This window comes from Citrobacter sp. CK188 (assembly GCF_030333525.1).
Classification (GTDB): Bacteria; Pseudomonadota; Gammaproteobacteria; order Enterobacterales; family Enterobacteriaceae; genus Citrobacter_B; species Citrobacter_B koseri.
On sequence record NZ_JAOWFU010000029.1, the window covers coordinates 808,595 to 831,376 of the forward strand.

The 22,782-nt window shown below is 59.5% G+C and carries 6 protein-coding genes and 1 pseudogene; all 7 read right to left on the bottom strand.

The window, feature by feature from the left end; genetic code table 11:
* Window positions 1–250 precede the first annotated feature (250 nt).
* Complete coding sequence (fyuA, locus tag OGV67_RS09390; RefSeq protein WP_016239270.1) at window positions 251–2,272, bottom strand: siderophore yersiniabactin receptor FyuA; 2,022 nt, start codon at window positions 2,270–2,272, stop codon at window positions 251–253.
* Window positions 2,273–2,402: 130 nt separating this feature from the next.
* Complete coding sequence (ybtE, locus tag OGV67_RS09395; RefSeq protein ID WP_117072083.1) at window positions 2,403–3,980, bottom strand: yersiniabactin biosynthesis salycil-AMP ligase YbtE; 1,578 nt, start codon at window positions 3,978–3,980, stop codon at window positions 2,403–2,405.
* Between the two features lie 3 nt (window positions 3,981–3,983).
* Window positions 3,984–4,787: a yersiniabactin biosynthesis thioesterase YbtT gene (gene ybtT, locus OGV67_RS09400; protein WP_039109373.1), complete on the bottom strand. Its 804-nt coding sequence runs from the start codon at window positions 4,785–4,787 to the stop codon at window positions 3,984–3,986.
* Complete coding sequence (gene ybtU / locus OGV67_RS09405; RefSeq protein WP_039109375.1) at window positions 4,784–5,884, bottom strand: yersiniabactin biosynthesis oxidoreductase YbtU; 1,101 nt, start codon at window positions 5,882–5,884, stop codon at window positions 4,784–4,786. Before ybtU ends, ybtT begins: the two co-directional genes overlap by 4 nt.
* On the bottom strand, window positions 5,881–15,372 hold the full coding sequence (gene irp1 / locus OGV67_RS09410) for a yersiniabactin polyketide synthase HMWP1 (RefSeq protein WP_286465444.1): 9,492 nt from the start codon (window positions 15,370–15,372) through the stop codon (window positions 5,881–5,883). Before irp1 ends, ybtU begins: the two co-directional genes overlap by 4 nt.
* Before the next feature lie 87 nt (window positions 15,373–15,459).
* Window positions 15,460–21,567: pseudogene (irp2, locus tag OGV67_RS09415) on the bottom strand (yersiniabactin non-ribosomal peptide synthetase HMWP2).
* 190 nt (window positions 21,568–21,757) lie between these two features.
* Window positions 21,758–22,717 (bottom strand): yersiniabactin transcriptional regulator YbtA, encoded by a 960-nt coding sequence (ybtA, locus tag OGV67_RS09420; protein WP_047051938.1) that lies wholly within the window; start codon window positions 22,715–22,717, stop codon window positions 21,758–21,760.
* Between the last annotated feature and the right edge of the window lie 65 nt (window positions 22,718–22,782).

Here is a 22,782-nt window from a genome sequence, read left to right on the forward strand (position 1 = left end):
GTAATCAGGTTTAGCTTGAATGGGTAAAGATCAATTGTTATTTGCATCGCAAATGAGGGGGCGATAGACGGGATGTTCCAGGGATAACACCTTCCAATACTACCTTTTCAGGCGAAGATTTCTGTACACCCATAGCATCCTCTTAAACGTACATCATAGACAAAGAGGCAGGGGGGATGTGGCAATTGATAACCTGGGCGGGATAAGCGCATCAGGGATGCCGTCACGGCATCCCTGTTTATTTAAAGGATCAGAAGAAATCAATTCGCGTATTGATACCGACGGTGCGACCCATATTGACCTGCGCGACGGCGCTGCTGCCGTTCATGTAGCCATAGGTACGGTAACGACGGTCGAACAGGTTATCGACATAGACGGAAATGTTCATCCGTTCAGTCGCCTGCCAGCCCAGGCTGCTGTCCAGGGTGGCATAGGTGCCTTGCCGCAACTGGTTGTCGCCATCGAAATAATGCGGCCCGACCAGATTAACCGCCAGTCGGGGCATCAGTGCGCCATAGCGCGTATCAATCACGCCGTTCACGCTGCTTCCCGCGCCATAACGTGGTACGAACGGCACCCGGTTGCCGTGATACAACTCACTGTCATTGGTGAATTCGGAACGGATCACGTTGCCATTGATATCCCATGACCAGCCCGGCGCAAACCGCCATTTTGCTTCAAGCTCAACGCCGGTGGCGTCGGCTTTACCCGCATTGCTTAATGTCTGCATCCCGACCGGGCCAGAGTAGAGCTGCATGTCTTTGGTGTGGGTATAAAACGTCGCGGCTTGCAGCGTGACGTCAGCGGTTTCGTAGCGGGTGCCAAGTTCATAGTTGATGGATTTCTCGGCGACGAACGGTTTGGCATCAAGACCCGCAGTAGGCACGATGTTGTACCCGGAAGGTTTATATCCCTGGGCTATACGGGTATACACTCTCCAGTCGTCGGTCAGCATATAGCCTGCGGATAGCTGCCCGAGCACCTGATCGTCATTGCTCTTACCCTGGTCGCCAAACGGATTACCGAGCATGCTGCCGTGATATTGTGTACTGGATTTATCATGCGAGAAGCGCACGCCGCCGCCGATATCAAAACGATCGGTTAAATGCCAGGTCAGGTCACTGTATGCGGCCAGCGTTTCAGCGGTGGTATAGCCGGTACTGCTTAAATAAGGCATTGTCGGCATGTCGTAGGCTGAATTTAACTTCTCGCGGGTGTTCTGCCGGTACAGCCCAAACACCATATCAACGGTACGCGCATCGCCCAGGGTTGCGGCGCGCAGTTCCTGCACATCCTGATTCCAGCGCTGAGGCATATTGACGATTAATGAACCGGAAGGGAAGGTGCGCGAATAATGCTGCTGCTGCCAGGCGCTGATCAGGTTGAAAACCCAGTCATCGGTGGTGTATTTCCCACTCAGGGTCTGGCTGTCAGTGCAGCGCCGCATGTACGGGTCTGGTGAACCATCGCTGATCGACAGCTTACGGCCCTTAATATCATTCCATCCCACATAGGCGTCCTGGGTGGCGCGGGTACATTCGCGTGAGGCAGCAAAGCCCATTTCCCAGGGCTGGTCGTCCGGCGCCAGACGCAGTTTCACATTCCCTATGCTGGCGCGGGTGCCGCCTAAATCATCGCTTCCCGTCGCGGGGTTAATCATGTCGCCGTCATCAACCTGGCGTAACAGGGTGACGCTGCCGTACAGCAGGCCATCCTGAATGGGGCCGCTCAGGTTGAACTTACTTCGATAACTGTCGCGACTGCTGACGCCGCCTTCAATATAGCCACGCGGCGTGCTGTCCGGCTGCTGGGTGACGATGTTGATGATCCCGCCCTGAGCGCTTTTGCCATATAACGTTCCCTGTGGGCCTCGCAGCAACTCCACGCTTTGCACATCGGTAAGCGCCTGGATGGTGTTGATGGAAAGCTGAGGGACGCCATCGACATACAGGGTGACGGCGGGGTTATAGAAGTCCTGCGCCGAAGAGACGCCGCGTAGCGAGATCGTCGAAAAAAGCATGTTGCCGCTATTTTCAATATTAAGCCCGGGCAACACTCTGGGGAGTTTGTCGCTGGCGGTAACGCCGGCGTCGCTTAATTCCGGTGCGCTGACAACGGTAGACGAGACGTTGTTGGCTGATGCCGAGCGGGAAGATTGTTTACTGGCGGTAACCACCAGCGTGCTTTCGTCTTGCTGTGAAGTCTGGGCATTAGCAATGGCGGGGAGCAATAATCCCCCCAAGGCCAGAGGATAAAGCCGTGTCATTTTCATTGTTGTGAGTCCCTGTAAGACGGCGAAACGCCAAAAATACCGACAATGGTGAATTGAAAATGATAACTATTTCTAATAGTGGTGCTACCCGAAACGGGTTTATTTCAACCTGTTTCGGGTCGGTTTGCGCTTATTGGGCAGAATGGCGATAACGGTCGACGGCGAGAGCCGTCAGGCGTTTTTTGTCTATCTTGCCGACGGCGGTGAGCGGCCAGTGGTCCAGAAACTCGATTTGGTCAGGAATTTTCCACGCGCTGAGCCCCATACGGGTCAGTTGTTGACGCAACTGCTGATAGTCAGTTGGCACCTGCTGCGCGATGATAAACGCGCAAATCCGCTCGCCAAGCAGCGTGTCCGGCGCGGCGACCACCGCGCAATCTTGCACTTCCGCTAAACGCATCAGTGCCGATTCCACTTCAGCCGCGGCTATTTTTTCTCCGGCGCGGTTGATCTGCTCTTTTATGCGTCCCTCAACGTGCAGGTTCCCCGCCTCATCCAGCCTGACATTGTCGCCTGTGCGGTAAAACCCTTGCGCGGTAAAGGCCTGCGCGTTGTGAGCAGGGGCGCGGTAATAGCCTGAAATGGTATAAGGGCCGCGCGTTAACAATTGCCCGGTTTCGCCCGGCGCGACGTCGTTCTCGTCTTGATCAACGATGCGGATTTCATCCAGAGGGGACAACGGTCGACCCTGGCTGTGGAGAATGGTGGCATGCGGATCGTCCAGCCGGGTAAAACAGAGCAGGCCTTCCGCCATACCGAAGACCTGTTGCAGGGTACAGTCAAAGGTGGCGATAACCTGCTCAGCAAGCGTCGGGTCGAGCCGGGCGCCGCCTGCCTGAATGACGCGCAGCGACGAAAGGTCGCTGTCTTCCCACTCCCTGGCCTGCACCCATAATTGCGCCAGCGCCGGAACCAGGGCGACGTGAGTCACCCCTTCCTGCGCGATTAAAGGCATCACCTCATCACAGCTGGCGCTGTCGGTCAGCACCACTTTTCCGCCGCAGGCAAGCGTTCCCAGAATGCCGGGGCAGGCCAGCGGAAAGTTATGCGCCACCGGGAGGACGGCGAGATACACGCTCTGTTGGCTGATGCCGCACAGTTCAGCAGAAGCGCTGAAGTTATAGCTATAGTCGGCATGTCGGCGCGGGATGAGTTTGGGCGTGCCGGTTGTGCCGCCTGAGAGCAACAACAACGCGGTGGCGGAAACATCAGGCTGCGGCCATGCCTGTCGCTCACCGTGAAGGGAGAAGAGCGGCGTAAAATCGTCGCTCACGGTCTCTCCAGCGACCAGAACATGACGCAAGCAGGCGTGTTTGTGCGCCATCTGTCGGGCCAGCTCTGCGTGGTTTTCCCCGTGAATAACGTAAGCGACGGGTTGCGCCAGCTCAATCAGCGCGTCGATATCCAGCGCCCGTTGGGAGGGCATCGCCAGCACGGGGATAACGCCCAGTCTTAACAAGGCGAACAGCAGGGTAACAAACGCGTTGTCGTTGGGAAGCTGCACAATCACATGCTCCCCCGAACGCAAACCCAGTGATGACAGACCTGCGGCAAGTTCGTCGACCCGTGCATCAAGCGCGCTGTAGGTTAACGATCCCTTTGCATCAACGACGGCAATTCGCGAGGCATAACGGGCCGCCCAGTGGCGCAACTGTTCGGCAATGGGTAAGGGATACTGTTCAATCAGAGATTCAAAGGAAGAATTCATGCGTCACCTTTCTGAAGTACTGGGCTGTTTTTGCAACGCGGTCATTGCAGAAAATGCGTGGGGAAAATGGCGGACAATCTGCGTAAAAAAGGACCGGGCTTGTTGAATGGGATAGAAATGATCGCCGTCAATCACCACCGGGCCTGTAACGTGGCTCAGCCACTGACGCCAGGCATCGACCTGCTGCCAGGAGGCTTCGCGATCGTGGCTGCCGCACAATAACAGCGCAGGCGTGCGCAGCGGCGGACAGACGTCGGGCGAGTCGTAGTGATAGCTCTCGGTGGCGTAAAAATCAGCGCGCAGAAGAGGAAGAAACAGCGATATTAATTCCTGGTTTTCCCGCAGTTCAGGAGAACATCCGCCAATGTCTATCAGTTCAGCGATAAAGTCGGCATCATCGCGATGGCTGAGCTGGCGTTCAGAATGCAGATGCGGGGCATGGCACCCGGAAATAATCAGTCCTTGCGGCGCATGCCCCCGTTGCTCCAGAAGTCGGCAGGTTTCAAACGCCACCTGCGCTCCCATGCTGTGCCCGACGAGTAAAAGCGGCGTGTCAGGCGATACGGATGCTTCCAGCTCGTTCGCCAGCAGTGCCGCCAGTTGCGTAATGCTTCTGAGCGGTTCCAGATGGCGAAGGCGATCGCGCCCCGGCCAGGTCACCAGAGAAAGCGCGCAATCAGCCAGTTGCTCAGCTTGCCAGTGGCGAAACGCGCTACTGCTGCCGCCAGCGAAAGGGCACATGACCAGATGCGCAGTATTGCCGCTCCGGGCGGGCCACAGCGGGATGCACATTGCAGGTTGCGTCACAGCGCCTCCTTATCATCATCGTTGCAGAAACCGGCTAACCGGTCGTGGTGCGGCGGCGTCAGGCGTCTGATCTCCGCATTGCCGGTCTTACGTAAAATCTGCTGCCATAAACGTGATAACGCGATCTGATGTACGCTTTGGCAGGCCGCTGGTGGATGTTCGCCCGCCAGATGGCTGCGCAACTGGTGTAGCAACCAGCTGACGCCCTCCGGCCCGACGGTTTCGCAGCAGTCGCGCCAGCTCAGAGGCGCCGCGCTGCGCGTCAGACCCGGCGGATCGCGCAGGATCTCCGGTCTGCGGTAGAGACTGTGGGCGTTCTCCTGATGGTCTGCGACAAACAGGCTGGATGACCAGATGACGGGGCCGTAGCTCGCCTCCAGCGAAAGATGACCTTCCGGCCAGCCCAGCAGCAGGCGGTGCATGATAAGGCTATGCATATCTGGATCGTCAGGATCGAGATAGCGCTGAAGCAGCAGACAGGCTTCTCCCTCCGGCCAGAAGAGTCTCAGACAGTGAAAATCGCTAAAGCTGCCAACCACGTCGCACTCCACGGCGGCGGCATCAACGCCCAGAGCCAGCAACAACAAATCCAGCGTGGAGTAGAGCAACTGTCGGCTGGTGGTGGCGTGGACTACCGGCGGCGTCTTAGCCAGACAGCGACGCACCTGCTGCGCATCGCGAAGCCATGTACGTCCTGCGCGCGTATGCGGATAAAACGTGTTTATCCAATAGCAGCAGCCCTGTTCCTGCGCCAGCGTTTGTAAGGAACTGATGTCATCCGGGTGGAGGGGATGCTCCTGAATGACGTGTACGCCGCGCGCCAGAAAGTGTCTGGCAAGCTGCGTACCGGTTCCTCCGGCGACGGTCGAACGCACGACAATACAGGCGATATCCGGCATCCCGGTTATCTGTTCCGGCGAGGTATACAGCGGAATGCCAAACGCATGGGCCAGCTCTCTTGAGCGGGCGCTTCCCTGCGCCAGCAGGCCAACCAGTTCCAGCCCCTCCGGGGGCTGCATAAAGGCATTCAGGTACATTTCGCCAAATTTGGCGCCCACAATCAGTACGCGTTGTTTTGGGGAGGCGGACGGCATCATAACGTGTTCTCCGGTTGCGTTGAGGTTGCGCAAAGCCAGCGCGTAATGTGTTGCGCACAAGCCTGAACGTGGGGGGCTTCCATCATGATTTGCCAGTGGCTGGCTTCAATCACAGCGTCGTCGGCGTTGTTTATCCAGCCCTGCCACTCGGTTTCTGCTGGCGTCCAGCGCGCGGGTCTCCCGGCGGCATACACCATGAGACAGGGGACCGGAACGCTTTCGCCCGGCGTATGCCCAGTCAGTAAACGCAGCAGATGCGCGATGTTATCGAGCCACGTTTCTGCCGCTTGCAGCGTCAGGTTTTGCGACACCATACCGGCCGTTTTAGCGAGGCTGATAAAGTCGGCAAGCTGGCTGTCGGGCGTCTGCTGGTCGAAATGTTCGGGCAGCGCCAGAGGCGTTTGTCCTTCGGCTAACAGGCGCAGCAGGGCCGCCCGGTTTTCGCAACAGAAATCCTGTCGGCACACGGGATCGATTAACGCGATCCGAACCTGCTCGCCTTTGGCGTACAGGCGCTGTGCGGCGCCCGCCGCAAGAAACGCGCCATACGACCAACCTGCCAGCACATAAGGGCCGTGAGGCTGCTGGCGACGGATGCACCCGACATACTCATCGATCATCTGGTCGAGCGTGGCAAAGCGCAGCGGCGATTTTGCTTGCAGGCCGAAAACGCGCCTGTTCAGCGCGCTGGCGAGCGGCAGCCAGGCGCTGATATCGCCGTCCGAAGCGTGGAAGACGAACAGGGTTTCGTCGCCGTCGCCCTGGCAAAGGGGAATCGGGTTGTCCTCTCCTGACGTAGCCGCCTGTAGATGGGCGCAGAAGTCGCTCAGCGTCGAATGGCTGAACAGATCCTGAAGGTTAGCCCTGGCAATCCCTCTCCGGTTTAGCTGCGCGACCATCCTTGTCGCCATCAGGCTGTCGCCGCCCAGTTCGAAAAAGTCGTGATGCCTTGCCACGGGGCGAGACAGCAGCGATTGCCAGAGTTCAGCCACCTGTTTTTCCAGCGCCGGATTCCCCCCGGCAACTGGCGTGGGTTTGGCTGGCTCAATCAGCGCATCAGACGGGGCATGCAGCGGCGTAAATAACGCTTCTCTTTGCCGGATCTGTAAAACGGGCAGACCGGTGCCAAAGCGCTGCTGTAAATAGCGGCTCACGGCTTCTTTATCCGGGCGATTTACGCCAGGCGAACGCGCCACCAGCAGATGCTGGCGCAGCGGCGACGATTCCTGCGCGGGCCACGCCAGCTCGTTTGCAAACCCGGCCTGAACGAGAACCTCCTGCCATGCGGAGCGGGTGAGCATCGGTTTCTCATCCCGGCGGCGGAAATCGCGGTATCCGCTTAATCCCTCAATAAAGCCCACGCTCGCCAGCTGGAATACGCTGTTTCGCTCCGTCGCTTCAACGATCAGCAAACGTCCGCCGGCTTTCAGCAACAGTTTTAATCTGCGCAACGTCTGGACGACATGGCTGGCGTCGTGGAGCACATTGACGGCAACGATCAGGTCGTAACCCGCTTCCGGGTGGGCGGTGAAATCCAGCGGCTGGTTGATGTCGAACAAGGCATAAGACACCCGCGATTCATCATGGAAACGGGCTCTGGCGTCATTGAGGAACTGTGCGGAGACGTCCGTGAAGTGGTACGACTGTCGCGTATTCCGCGTGGCCTTCAGCACCGGCGCGGTAGTGGCTGCGGTTCCGGCGCCAACCTCCAGAATCCGTTCTGCGCCGCACAAGGCGGCGATCTGCGCGGTATAGCGATTCAGACAGGCGCTGGCGGGGTTGTCGCGATACAGCGCGTCGGTCACGCGATGCTGCTCGTTGAACAGCAATTCCAGCGGTGAACACTGCCCGGAGAAGAGGGCGTCGTGCCGGGCGATGCAGGTTTCCAGATACTGCGCCAGCGCCTGGCTCCATTGGCTTGGCGGGCACGCTTCCTGAGGCTCAGGAATCTCGCTGAGCGGAACGCGGCAGCGCCAGCCTTCACCTTCGCGGATTAACCACGCTCTTTCCGTCAGACACTGTAGCCACTGGCGCAGCAGACGCTGGTGAGACGCTTGCGCGGACAGCGCCTGTACTATTGCGCTAAAGCGATGGGCGATCTCCGGCGTGGTAAACAGGCCGTGACGATTTAGCGTAGCCGCGATCCCCTGTAGCGCACGCGCCTCCAGCCAGCGCCAGGTCGCCTCCAGCTCATCAAGCTGCGCCTGCTCAGGCAACGGCAGCGCCAGTTGGGTAAGTTCGTGCTCATCAGGCGTCGCCGCTGATGGCGACGGATCGTCGGCCATCACGATATCCAGCGTTAACGCGCCCTGTTCGGTTATTTCCGCTCTGGCCTGCCGGATGCCGGGGTATTCGAGCATCGCCTGCTCAATATCCCGCAGGTCGTAGTCCGCCTGCGCGTTCAGCGGCCAGCGTCGGCGGGGAATGTGCCCGGCGATGCCGCTGGCGAGAGTCTTCAGGCTTTCAGAGTCAGCGATGACGGCTTGCAGGATGGCGCAATAGTCATTAAACATCGCCCCGGCAGCGCCGGGTTCCAGCACGTTGTCCATGCAGTACCAGCTAAACATCAACTCGCCGTCGCTCTCCATGACCTGATGATCCAGCCAGACCTGCGGCGTTTGCGTGAACACATAGCAGGGTTCGCCGAACAGATGGCTCATCGCCTGATCGATAGTCATGCCTTCCAGCGTCATCCCCAGCATACTGGTAAACACCACCGGCATCAGCGGTTGACGTTGTGACCCGCGCAGGCGGCCCAGCTCACGGATCACCTCAACACCGTTCATTTCACTGTGCGCCATGTTTTGCCAGAGGCGCTGTTGGGTCTGTTGCATCTGCTCTTGCAACGTCACCGGCGCTGAGAAGTTAAAATCAACCAGCGTGACGGAGGTAAAATCACCAATCAACTGGTTGATTTGCGGATGGATCGGCTGGCGATTGAAGAACGTCAGGTTCAGCGTAAATGCCGTGGTGCGGCTCCAGCGCTCAAGGGTGGCGGCAAACAGCGTGAGCAGCGCGGCAGACGGTGTGACGCCTTGCTGCTGCCAGCGCTGTTTCACGGTCTGCCATTCTGTCTTGCCGATCGTCGATTTGAAGGTGGTGAAGTGTGGCGTTTCCGGGGGCGTCTCAACCACCGGCAGCTCTGGCGCTAAGGGGAGCTGCGGCAGTTTTTCCTGCCAGTAATCCCAGGCATCGTGCCATGCCGATGTCTGTCGGCGCGCCTGTTCAGCCATCACATAATCACGGAAGGTAATAGCGAGCGGCGCCAGCGTTTCACCGCGCCAGACCTGCGCCAGATCGTCCATCATGACTTTAAAACTCTGCACATCAAACTGCAAAAGGTCGAGGTTCATATGCAGGCGGTAATGGCAATCGTCGATTTCGCTGACCACCAGCTCAAAGAGAGGCCACTGGTCGGCAGGCAAAACGCGATAGCTCAGTTCATGCCGCCGTTTTTCCAGCGCGATGCGCTGTTCTTCCGGGGAAAGCGCGCGCAGATCGTCACGCTGGATGTGATACTCCGGCGTTGTCGCCAGGACTCGCTGCTGCCCGTCGGCATCAACCACCATGCGCAACATATCGTGGCGTGCGATGAGCTGGTTCCATGCTTTCTCCAGTATGGCGAGATCGAACTCATCGTGGCGTTTATCCCACTCAAACAGGACGTGACAGGCGACGCCGCCATAGCCAATGAGGTGGGTTCGCCCCAGCCAGTAGGCGTGCTGAATGGGCGTCAAAGGGAAGGGCGCATAACGCTCGTCGGCGTCGTGCTGCAACACTTCCGGCTGCGAAGCGGCAGGCGTCGTCTCTGGCTTAGAACAGATAAGCTGCGTGATTCCATGAGGAGACAGATCCTGCCACGCCCGTTCCGCATTGATGCGTACGCCCAGGTAGTGCTGAATATCGCTACTGAGTTCAAGGAAGAGCAGCGAGTCCATGCCGAGTTGCAACAGATCCTGGTTTGGGCGCAGCGACGCTGGATCGCTCAGCCTTAGCTGAACCGCAATCCGCTTTTTCAGCCATTCCATCACCGCTGTTTCATCGCTCAGGCTGCCGTTAAAGGCGTTGTCATCAGCAGGAGGAATGACAGGCGTTGCGGCTTTTTCTGTGGCGCTGATGTTAAACAGAGCCTGTTGTAACGGGGGCATTTTGTCGGTAAAAACGCGCATCGCCAGTCGCCACGGGGCACCGCGCATCACCGCCTGTTCCAGGTGCCAGCAGCCTTCGGCATCGCTTAACGCGCCCATACCACGGCTGGCGAGCGTCGCCAGCATTTCCGGCGTGGCCGCCCGGCCGCTTTCTCCCCATGCGCCCCAGGCGACAGAGAGCGTTTTCGGCGCATCAAGGGGGGAAAACTGCTGGGCCAGCCCGTCCAGATAGCCGCAGGCCAGCGCATGGGCGCTCTGACCCGGCGCGCCGAGGGTGGCGGCAGCGGAAGAGTAGAGAATAAGATAGCGTCCGTCGTGGTTGCGCAGGGTTTGCAACAGCTGGCTTGCCGCCTGCGCTTTTACCGCGAAAACGGTGGCCAGCTGGTGGTCGTCAAGCTCCTGCAAGGGCGCGTCAGCCAATACGCCAGCGGCATGAATCGCTCCGGCAATGCCGCCGTTGGCCGCCAGATCGTCAAGAACCGTGGCCAGTTGCCCGGCATCGCCCACATCACAACGGCAGACGCGCGTCTGCCCGCCCTCCACGTCGCGTAGCCATGACTCATCCACGCGCGGCGCCAGCAGGGCGATGCGTCGCGCCCCTTTTTCTCTGAGCCAGTTCACGGCAAGGCGGCCTAATCCGCCAAACGCACCGGTCACCAGATGCCAGCGGTTATCGCCGATAAACACGTTTGCCGGTAATTCAGCGGCGCATCCCGTATTGGGCGCCAGTGAAGGGAGCCAAAGGGTGTCACCCCGTGCGGCGAGCCAGCGCTGTGATAGTGAGACTGCGCTCAACCCTTGATGCAGCGTTTCCCACGGGGTGTTTTCGGCGAGATCGATGGCGGCAATCAACCGTTCCGGCTGTTCGTTGGCCGCGACGCGAAGCAAGGCCCATAGCGCGTGATGGGACGCAGAGAGTGCCTCATTTTCCTCGACTCGCCACGCGCGGCGGGTGACCACAATCAATCCGGCTGCGCTGGCGGTGAGCGCCGCTATCACTTTCTCCGCTAAGGCCAGCGTATCCTCGCTCTCCTCAACAATCATCAGTCGCGAAGAGGCGTGCGGATCGTGAATGATGTCGTATTGCGCCAGCTCGTCGCTGCGCGCAAGCGTACCGGTGCTAAAGCTGAAGGTAAGCGGATGGTCAACGCTGGCGACGTTGAGGGGCGTCCAGCGCCATTGATAATGCGTCTGCGGCGCAGGAAGAGGCGCGGCGGGCGATAGCGGCAGCCACTCGCCAGCAGGATGACGGGCTTCAACGCGCATCTGACCGCGGGAAAAGGCTTCGTTTTGCCAGCTTAAGCGAACCTCCCCCAGCCACTCCGGGGCGGCGACGGGGGGCGGTTCCACAGGCAGAGCGTCGCCATGACGCTGTGAGAGCAGACGCCAGGCCTCCTGCCAGCGGGCATTAAACCGTTCGGGCTGACCTGCGCAATCAGACCAGTCGGCGAGATAATCACCGTTATCCGTCAGCGCCTGCCCCAACACGGGTTCTGATGGCGCGGTGAATGTTACGGCGCTAACCGCCTGACCGGGCAGCGTGGCGAGAATGATATGTTCGCTCATCCCCGCGGTCGGGCTGCCATCCTGCGGTAGCCATGCCACTTTGCTGAATCCGGCGTGGCGGCACTGTTGCTGCCACTGAGCGGTGGTGAGGAATAACTCACCTTCGCGGGCGTCGAGATCCTGTAGCGGAAGAACCAGCGGGCCGAAAACGAAGTCAAACAGACGCATTGGCTGGGTGATTTCGCGCATCAGCAGGCGCCCGCCCGGCTTGAGCAGGGGGCGCAGATTATCGAGCGTGCGGCCAATATGGCGGGTGGCGTGAATCACGTTCGCCGCCACAATGAGATCGTAAGACTGTGGCTGGAAACCCTGAGACTGCGCCTCTTTTTCGAGATCCAGCTCGCTATACTTCACAAAATCATAGTCGGCGAATTTCTGCTGGGCGCGGCGGGTGAACAGCGCTGAGATATCGGTGAAGTGGTACTCCAGCGCCGGAACACCGTTGAGTTCCGGCAGCAGCCACGCGGTGGTGCCGCCGGTTCCGCCGCCAACTTCAAGAATACGCAACGGCTGGCGGGGCTGACGCGTCTGGACAATGCCGCGTAATACCCCGGCGGCGATTTGGTTGAAATAGCGGCCAAAGCTGAATTCCTGATACAGCACTTCCACGCCGTCGGAGGCGCTTTGCGGGAAGATAATCGCCACCGGTTCTTCCGCGCCGCTCATCATGTCATATAACCGATCGCCGGCACGGGCGATGGTGTCGGGAATAGCCTGAAAACCTTCACAATAACCGGCAAGTTCCGTCAGCAGTGATTCCCGCTGTTGATGTTCAATGGGGCGGGCGCGGACGTATCGCCCGTCGGTGCAGCGGTAATCGCCGTCGACCACGCAGTTATTCAGCAGGCGCTGGAGTAGCTGCTGGTAGCGGGGCAGCAGACGTCCACGGCGCATGATGGTCATGGCGTCCACGCCGTTTTCAATGGCATCGCCGGTACAGCGTTGTACCAGTTGATCGACGTAGATGGCGTGCAGTCGCGTGGCGCACTGTTTAAGCGCCTCCAGGCGGGGGAGATCGAGCGCTGTCGCGGCGCGACTCGCCACCTCCAGCCCGGCAGACAGCGCTGCGTCGGCAGGCTCGCAGGCCGGGGAGACGCGCTCTTTCCAGTAACGCTCAGTATCAAACGGATAACATGGCGCAGCGATACGTTGTCCATCGCCCGCCAGCAGGTCGGCCCACGGTAAGGCGACGCCGGCAGCGTAAAGCTGGAGCAGAGCCTGATTGAGGACATCGCTCGCCTCTTTGTTACGCCGGGCGCTGGCTATCCAGTATGCGTTATCGCGGTATTCGCGCTGCCCGGAAGCAACCAACTGGGCATCGGGCCCCATCTCCAGAAAAACGCGGGCGCCGAGCTGATGCGCCACCTGAATACTCTGGATAAAACGCACCGGCTGGCGCATGTGTCGGCGCCAGTAATCCGCCTGGTTGAGCGTTGACTCATCAATGACGTCGGCGGTGAGCGTGGAAATAATCGGTATTTGCCCCGGCTCCGCGTGCAGCCCCGCGCAGGCGTCCTGGAACCGATCGAGTATCGGTTCCAGTAAAGCGGAGTGCGCCGCACCGGTTACGCTCAGGCGACGATAGTTAATGTCATGCTGCGAGAGCGTGGCGCAAAATACCGCGAGACGGGCTTCCGGCCCGGAAAATACCGTATGTTGCGTACCGTTGTTGGCGGCGAGATCCAGCTCAAACTGGCGAGCCAGCGGCATCAGCGTGTCTTCGTCTGCAAATACCGCCACCATCGCGCCGCTTGCGCACTGCTGCATTAGCGCGCCGCGCCGACAAACCAGTGGCATGACCTGTTCAATCGTATAGTGTCCGCAGACAACGGCAGCGGCAAACTCACCGACGGAATGCCCAATGGCGAAGTCTGGCTTCAGTCCTTCAGCGCGCCAGTGCGCCGCCATCGCGATTTCAAACGCGACAATCGCTGGCTGCGCCCAGGCCATATTGTCCAGCTGCGCCGAATCGGGGTTAAACATCGCTTCGCGCAGTGACGGCGTGAGCATTTCGCTACAGGCGGAAAAACAGCGATCCAGCGTGTCGGCAAACGCCGTTGAATGCTGGTACATTGTCTGACCCATAGTGCGCCAGTGCGAGCCCTGGCCGGTAAACAGCCACACCTGCTTGCCGCTGGCGCCGTGGCCGCTGTAAACCAGCGCCCCCGATTTCTCACCGGCCCAGGCGCTGAGCGCCGCAGCAGTTTCACGGTTTAATGGCGCCGCCAGGCGGAAGGGAAGATCGAGACGGCGCGCGTGCAGGGCCGTGAAGGCCAGAGAGCTGGCATCCGCATTCTCCCTCAGCGCCCCGGCATAATCCGTCGCCAGCCGCCGCAACGCGCTGTCGCTGGCGGCGCTGAGCAGCAGCGCGGTACTTTTTCTGCCGCCATCCGTATTGGGGAGGCGCGCGTTGAGCGCGTCGGGCAGCGAGGCGACGATCATATGGCAGTTGGTGCCGCCAATACCAAAGGAGGAGACGCCCGCATAGCGCATTTCGTCCTGCCACGCCTGCGCCGACACCGGTATGGTAAAGGGGCTCTCTTCAAGCTTCAGCGCCGGGTTGGGGGTGTGAAAATTCAGTAAGGGTGGAATTTGCCCGCGACTGACTGCCAGAACGGTTTTCAGCAGTCCGGCAATGCCCGCCGCGGTATCCAGATGCCCCATATTACTTTTCACGGAACCGAGCGCACAGCGCTGATCCTGCGGGCGAGGCGCATAGACGTTGCGTAACGCTTCAATTTCAATCGCGTCGCCCAGCGGTGTGCCGGTGCCGTGGGTTTCAATGTAACCTACCTGCCTGTCGTCGATGGCCGCCAGCATTAACGCCTCTTCGATGACCGCCTGTTGCCCTGCGACGGAAGGGGCGGTATAGCCGACCTTTCTGTTGCCGTCGTTATTGACCGCGCTGGAGAGGATCACCGAGATAATCGGATCGCCTGACAGCAGCGCGTCTCTCAGGCGACGCAGTACCACGCAGCCGAGACCGTTACCGGCCCAGGTGCCCTCAGCCGAGGCGTCAAAGGGACGACAGTGACCGTCAGGAGAGAAAATCATTCCGGGCTGGTAGCGGTAGCCCGCCTGCTGGGGGAAAGAGAGCGCCACGCCGCCGGCAACCGCCATATCGGATTCGCCTGCGCGCAGGCTTTCACAGGCCAGATGCACGGCAACCAGCGAACTGGAGCAGGCGGTCTGTACCGATAACGCCGGGCCGTGCAGGTTGAGTTTGTACGCGGCGCGGGTGGCAATATAGTCTTTATCATTGCCCATCAGAGATTGCAGACCCTTTACCTGCGCGACTTCTGTCACGTTCAATGCTTCGCGACCGGGGTAGGTACTCATCCGGGAAGAGGCGAAAACGCCGGTCTTATGGGGGACGGCGCCGGGGGCATAACCGGCATGTTCCAGCGCATGCCAGACCGCCTGCAAAAACAGGCGCTGCTGCGGGTCCATCGACTCCGCTTCCTGTCGCGAATAGCCAAACAGGGTGGCGTCGAAGCAGTCGGCGTTGTCTAACACCGTACCGATATTGACATAATGAGGATCGTCAATGATGGCGGCATCCAGACCCACGGCCAGAAGCTCTTCGCGCGTAAAACGTCGGCTGCATTCACGACCTTCCAGCAGATTTTGCCAGAACGTTTCGCCATCCGGCGATTCAGGAAAATGGCAGGCGTAGCCGATAACCGCGACAGGTTCGCAGTCCGGGTAGTGTTGAGCGATCGATGCATCAATGGAATCTGCTGTCGGCGCAGAAGAGAAGCGCAAGTTATCCATAATCGGTCCCGTTTCCTAAGATTCACAAAGTCAATGGAACGCCATGCGTTCGCGATGGCGTTCCGGGGAAAATCAGTTTGCTTCGCGCTATATCCGCCGCTGACGACGGCGAACAGGGCGAGGACGTTTTGTTTTCTCCACCGTGGCGACGCCGGCCAGATAATCGGCCAGGGCGGCAGGAGAAGGGTGGGTGAAGAGGTCAAGCAACGTCAGGGTGGAAAATTCGTGACGTTGTAACAAAACATGCAGTTGCACCAGATTCAGCGACGTTGCGCCCGCCTCAAAGAAGTTTTCTGCGGGTGTGACAGACTCGCCAACCACCTCGCGGAAGGCGTCGCAAATCAGGCTGACGGTGCTCTCGTCCGCCGCAATGTGTGGCTGAGAGTGCTCAGGGCATACGCGCGGTGAGCGCTCTGCGCATTGCCCTGCGTGTTTAACGGGAGGCACCAGCGCGGCGAGCGGCAGTTGCCAGCCGCTTTCATCCTCGGCCATTCGGTTTAGCAATGCGCAATACTGTTCAAACTGGCGCTCCACCTGCCCGGCAGGAAACAGCGCGGCGACAAAATCCCAGTTAAAGCGCAGTTCGCCTTCGGATTCATAAACCTGGTGATCGAGCCAGACCTGCGGCGTCTGGGAGATGCCCCAGACCGGTTTGAGCAGATTACGCCGGGCGAGGAAGTTATCCTGCTCAAAGCCCAGCGCGCTGGTAAAGACGACGGGCATCGGAACGGCAGGCACGTTTTGCCGTTGCGCCAGTTGACGCATCACGCGGATAGCTGACACATCGCGGTGGTTGAGGTTCTGGCTCAGCCGCTGCTGTAGTGACTGTGCGCTGTGCAGCCAGCTTTCGCCGGGATGCCAGCTCAGCAACATCAGCGAGGTGAAATCGCCCAGAATCTGGTTGATTTGCGGGTGCAGCGGTCGCCTGTCGAAAAGCGTAAGGTTAAGCGTGAACTCAGGCTGCGCACTCCATGCAGAGAGAACCGTTGACCACACCGATAACAGCACGGCCGACGGGGTGAGATGGGCGTCAGCCGCCCGTTTTTTCAGCCGATGCCAGCGCGTGCTGTCCAGCGCGCCGTTCAGGCGGGCGAAGCGCGGTGTTTCAACCTCCTGAGGCAAGCATCGCAGCGGCAACGCAGGCGCCGGAGGAATATCATCAAGCTGCGCCTGCCACCATGCCAGAGAATCTGGATTGGGCGACTGTAGCGAGGGCTGTTGCAGATAATCCCTGAAGGTGACGGGCAGCGGCGGAAGCAGCTGTTGCGGGTAGCGGTAGCCGTGCTCCAGCTCCGCCAGCAGGATCTGCATGCTCAGACCGTCAAGCAACAGGTTATCCAGACACAGCCACAGGCGGGCGGGCATCCCGTCCACGTATCCGACCTGGAGATCGAATACCGGCCACACTTCGGGGTTGAGTACCTGATGCGCCAGTTTTTCGCGTACCCGCAACGCCTCTTCAGGCGTATGGAGGGTGTGTGCGGGTATCACCCAGGGGGGCGTCTGTTCGAGCACCTGTTGCTGTCCATCACGCACGACGGCGCGCAGCATATCGTGGCGGGCGATTAATCGGTTCCAGACCGTCTCCAGCCGGGTGAGATCCAGATCGGCAATTTCAAATTCAACAAAGAAATGTGAGCCGACGCCGCCCAGGGCAAAGCCTGGCTGACGTCCCACCAGGTAAGCCTGCTGCACGTCGGTAAGCGCAAAGGGCTGGTAGCGATCTTCAGGGGAGTGGACGAATGGTTGTTCGACCGGGACGTCGGTTTTCCGCAGCGTGGCGGCAAAATCCGCCAGCCGGGGATGATTAAACAGGTCGCTTAATTGCGCTTCATAACCTGCCTGATGAAGTTGCCCGGTCAGACGGGTCGCCAGCAGGCTATCGCCGCCTTGCTGGAAGAAGTCGGTTTCTCTGGTGACATTGCCAGTCGATAAGAGTTGCTGCCAGAGGGCGGCAACCTGTTTTTCAATGTCGCCCTGGGGTAAATCCGCTTCGGCCGGGTTTTCCGCTTCAGGGGTATGACGACGCTTCAGCGCCTGATAGTCAATCTTCCCGTTAGCCGTCAGCGGTAAGGCGTCGAGGAAAACGATCCGTTGCGGCACCATCCACCCCGGCAGGCGCCCGGCGAGGGCGGCCTGAAGTTGACGGGGATCGCGGCGCACCTGCCTGTCAGGGCATTGTAAGAGGAAGCGTTGTAACCCCGCGACCTCATCGCCATGCTGACAATTGAAGGCGGCTGCGCTAAATAATGCCGCCCAGTCGGCGCTGTTATGCAGCAAGGCCTCCGGCTGCCCATCGGTTAACAGAAGCGTGCTGAGCAAGGCGGACGGCGTTAACTGGCGAAACTCCATCACGTAGAGCAGCGCGCCGGGAACGGCAAGCTATTGTAATGTTGCAAGGAGCCCGGGATCTTCCGGCAGCAGACGATGCAGGGCGTTATTAAGCCAGATAATGTCCGCCGAGTGAGCGTGCGCCGCCAGCGTGTCTGCATTCCAGAGGGACAGACGGGCGCCAGGCCAGGGGGCGAGCCTCTGCCGGGCGCTCAGCAGCATCTCCTGGCTCTGCTCAAGCCCGACATACTCAATCTGTCCGGCGTTGAGCTGTGCTAACAGCGATTCTGCGGCGCGGCCGGTGCGGGTTCCCACCTCAAGCAGGCGTACCGGGCGCTGTAAGCGCTGTGCAAGCTGTTGGCAAATTGTCGCCAGTTCCTGAATATACGGGGCGCTGGCCGGATGGTTGAAGGCCAGGCTTTCCGGCGACCACTGCGCGTCGTTCAGTAACGACAGTTCGTCGCGGGCGCCGCGAAGAATTTGCGATAACGTTAAGTCATGTCCGCTGAAATGCGGGTGCTCATTCTCGCGTTCTTCACCAGCGCAGACCTGATAACCTTCAGCAGCGGGCTTCAGTCGCTGTTGTGTCACCAGAAATGCTAACCAGCGTTCCACCACGGCCTGCCAGCGCGGCTGGATAGCGAGTGAGTTCATCAGGGGGAGAGGATCGGCGCCAGCGGTGTGACCCGGCTTCAGTTTTAACAGGCGATGCTGAAGGAAATCGGCTACCTGTTCTGCGGAGATCTCTGGCGAGATGGCGCAACAGGGCAACGTTCCCGCAAGCGTGTGCCACACCTGCGGCAGTGCCGGGTCCCGATGATCGGTAACGCAAAAAGCCTCGCCCTGAGGAACAACGTATGCCGCCAGCGTTTTTTCTTTTTCGCCGATCGCCAGAACGGTTGCTTGTTTCACCCCCGCCAGCTGGCTGAGCGCGCTTTCGATTTCGCCCAGCTCGATGCGATATCCTCCGACTTTGACCTGCTTGTCGCGACGACCGAGGAACTCTATTGTGCCGTCTGGCCAGTAGCAGCCGAGATCGCCGGTGCGATACCAGCGCTCGTCCGGGAGCGTCAAAAATTGCTGCTCGCTGCGCAGGGGATCGTTGAAATAGCCTTCCGCGACCCCGATGCCGCCAATCCATAATTCACCCGGCACCCAGTCAGGGCAGTCCCGGCCCCGTTCATCCACCACCCGGTAGCGTTGGTTGGTTAGCGGAAAACCGTAAGGGATGGAGCGCCAGTGGGCGGGGACGTCGTGAATTTCGCAGGCGTTAGACCAGATAGACGCCTCGGTGGCGCCGCCCATCGCGATAAATTGTCCTTGTGGCCGGAAGGCCCGATAACGGGCGGGGAGGTCAAGCCCGATCCAGTCGCCGGAAAGCATCACTGCGCGCAGGTTTTCCGGCGTGGCGTCGGCGAAACCTTCACACCAGGTCAGCAGCATATCGAACAGCGCCGGGACGCTGTTCCAGAGCGTGACCTGATGGCGCTGGATCAGCTCACACCATGCGTGAGGATCGCGCCGTTGATTTTCCATCACCATCACCAGCGCGCCGCCCGCGCGCAGTACGCCAAAAATGTCGTAAACCGATAAATCAAAATGCAGGGCGGAGAGGGCCAGCACCCTGTCATGTGGGCCAACCTGATAGCGGGTATTGATATCGCAACAGGTGTTGAGCGCTCCCTGGTGAGAAATGACTACCCCTTTCGGCGTGCCGGTAGAGCCGGAGGTGTAGATTATGTAGGCCGGTTGCGTGGGGGCGCGTACCACCGGGTTGACGATCGGCTCCGCCTCAATGGCCTGCTGCCAGGCAAGGACGGGAATATCGTCTGACCCGGCGCTGGCGTCGTGCTGGCAAATGAGCACCAGCCGGACGCTGGCGTCAGTGTAGATTTTCTCGCGCCGTGCGGCAGGCTGGTCCAGCGAAACCGGAACGTAAACCGCCCCGGCCAGCAGGACGGCCAGAACCGCAACAAGTTGTCCTGCGCCTTTCGACATCGTGATAGCCACATTATCGCCGGGCTGAACCCCGCACTCGATTAACCTGCCTGCGCAACGGCGGGCATAGTCTGTCAGCTCATGATAATTCCACTGATAACGCATGTCCGTTACCGCCAGCGCCTGCGGCTGTTGCAGAGCGATACGGAAAATGCCTTCATGCAGCAAACCTTCGGGAATGGGGGCGCCGGTGGCGTTGATCCGTTCGCGTATCGCGCGCTGGCTGGCGGGCATCATATCTGCGAACGGCTTTTGCCAGGCGCTTTCGTCATCGCAGAGTTGGTTAATCAACTGGCAGTAGGCGTCGAACAATGTTTCGACTAACGCCGGAGGGAACAGCGCGTCGTTGCTGTCCCATTGTAGCCAGACCTCGCCGTGATGCTCGAACGCCAGATGATCTATCCAGACCTGCGGCGTTTGCGAGATGCCCCATTCCGGCTCGCCCAACGGCGATTCTGCGCGGCTGCTGTAGAGGGAACGCCCCAGATTGCTGGTAAATACCACCGGGGCGCCGTGGGGGTAGCGCTGCTGGCGTTTGAGTTCACGGAGTAATTCGACGCCGGACCAGTGGCGATGCTCCCAGTCCTCCGTAAACGTGAGCTGGTTTTTACGCGCCAGGTTGCTGACGGTATCGCCGTCGCAGGCGGTATCCAGCAGAAGAATATTGGTGAAGTCGGCAAGCATCGCGCCAACCGCCGGGTGCAGCGGCTGGCGGTCGAATAAGGTGATGTTAAGCAGCAGACGCGTCAGGCCGCCCCAGCGAGCCAGCACGGCAGAAAAACAGGTCGCCAGCGCCATTGTTGGCGTCACGCCATATTCGCCGGCCCGGTTGCTAAAGGCGTGCCAGCGTGTTGCCGGGACAATCATGCGGCGTCGGGTATTACGGACTTCACGCAGCGTGGCGGGTTCGCAGGCCAGCGGCAAGACGGGCGCAGGGGGAAGCGTCGATGCTTTCGCCAGCCAGTAAGTGCGCGCGTCGTCTCTCAGTGGTTGATTGATCTTCTGCTGGTGCAGCAAATACGAGCGGAAATCATAGCGGGTGTCGATAGCCGACAGCGATTCTCCGGCCAGCAAGGCGTTAAGCTCATCGAAGAAAAGCGTAAAGCTGGAGGCATCCATAATCAGCAGGTCAATATTGACATGGAGGCGGTGGCGATTGTCCGGCAAGAGCGTCAGCTGAAAATCAAACGTTTCGCCGATCTCCACGCGTAAAAGACGGTGGCTCAGGCGCTGGCGCAGTGCGTCCAGATAGGCCTGGCGGCTTTCAGCGTCGTTATGGCGTAAATCATGAACGGTGACGCCGTTCCAGTAAGGTTGCGGTAGCCAGACCTGCTGCCCGTCGGGGCGAAAGGCGATATGCAGCATTGGGTGGCGTTGCAGCAAGGTCGTGATGGCCTGCTCCAGCTGCGACGCCGTCAGACAATGGCCTTCAAACTCCTGATACAGGTGGCAACCCACGCCGCCAAGCGTCTGCCCCGGCATGCGGCCCGTCAGGTAGGCGTGCTGTACCGGCGTCAATGGGAAGGGGGTACTTTCGGTCATGTTCGGCCAGGATGATTCGTCGGGCGGCGTTTCTTCTTCCGCGTTCTCCGGCGACCGGCTGAGCATTAACTGGTTCCATGCCGCCAGCGTGGGGGCGGCATACAGCTCGCGAAGGGTAAGGCGGTAGCCATTTTTACGAAACCAGTGTAACCATCTCATCAATCTTATTGAATCCAGGCCGGCCTGGATCAGGTTGCTTTCGTCATGTAACTGCTGCGGCGTTAAATTCAGTTCCTGTATAAGCCGCTCGCGTAATTGTTGGTAATCAGCCGCGTGGCGGTTGTCCGGTAACAGCGAATCCTGAGATGGTGCGCCAGAAATCATTCTTCCTCCTGATGGCACGTCTTACCGAAAAACATTGCTCATATGAGAATAATAATTATTAACAATTGGATGCTACCCGAAACGGGTTTATTTATGCCCGTTTCGGGTTGGTAACAGGCGGAAAGAACAGAGGCCCGGATGGGGTATCCGGGCCTCTGTCAGGGAGGAGTTTAGGGGGGCGCGACCCCGGTTACATCACGCGTTTAAAGGTCGAAGGGGTTACGCCAAACTGTTTCTGGAAGGCGGCAGAAAAATGGCTGGCGTTGGCATAGCCCAGATCGGCCGCCACCGTCATGACGGAGGTATTGCCGTTGGCCAGGCGTCTTCTGGCTTCCTGCATTCGTTCAGCCTGAAACAGGCCATAGACGCTGTTGTTGAACAGAACGCGGAAGCCTCGCTTAATTTTGAGAACGCTCAGACCGGACTCTCTGGCCAGCTCCGCGACGCCCGGCGCTTGCGTCAGATCAGCCAGCAGCAGATCCTTCGCTCGCAGCAGTTTCTGGCGTTCCATCGGGTTGAAGTGGCAGGAGAGGCAACTGGCGTCTTCGCGATGTTCATCCAGCACCAGACTGAGCATGACCAGACTTTGCCCCTGCAACCATAGCGTTGACGGCTTTTGTTCATGGCTGAAGCCGCCGTGCATGCGCATCAGCGCGTGACGCAAGGCCTGAGCCGTTAAGTGGGTTTCAGCATTACAACGCTGCTGCTGGCAACAGCAGTGGGAGTCGATCTTATTCTTAATGACCGCGCTAATATCCGGCACCCACAGCGCGAGGGTTTCAGGGCTGAAGGAGAGGGTAATGCTCTCGAATCGGCCACAATAGGAGGCGCTGCCGCGGCAGTCTGGCGTATGGGTAATGTAATGGCGATTGCGCGCAAGCTCCCAGTCGGTGCGGCGCCTGAGTCCCTGAATCGCAAAGCGCGATGTGCCTTCCAGGATGCACGAGAAGTTAATCCTGCCCAGATCGTCGTGTAGCTGCAACGTCTCAGGCCGCGCAAAATGGCCCCTCCAGAGCAAAATATCCATACCTTCCTGCAACGAACAGCGCAGCAGTTCACACTGAGCAGGAATATTGCCATCGTTTGCAGGTTTCCCGACCACCAACTGGTGAATAGAGATTTCAGATTGCGTTTGCGGTGACTCCGTCATGACCTGGTTATCTCCCTGTGGCTTAGACCAATGCGGGCATATACCCGTCATATTTCAAGTTGCAT

Coding starts and splice junctions, on each gene's coding strand:
- irp1 (WP_286465444.1), bottom strand. CDS start 15,372: ATGGATAACTTGCGCTTCTCTTCTGCGCCGACAGCAGATTCCATTGAT.
- ybtU (WP_039109375.1), bottom strand. CDS start 5,884: ATGATGCCGTCCGCCTCCCCAAAACAACGCGTACTGATTGTGGGCGCC.
- fyuA (WP_016239270.1), bottom strand. CDS start 2,272: ATGAAAATGACACGGCTTTATCCTCTGGCCTTGGGGGGATTATTGCTC.
- ybtA (WP_047051938.1), bottom strand. CDS start 22,717: ATGACGGAGTCACCGCAAACGCAATCTGAAATCTCTATTCACCAGTTG.
- ybtE (WP_117072083.1), bottom strand. CDS start 3,980: ATGAATTCTTCCTTTGAATCTCTGATTGAACAGTATCCCTTACCCATT.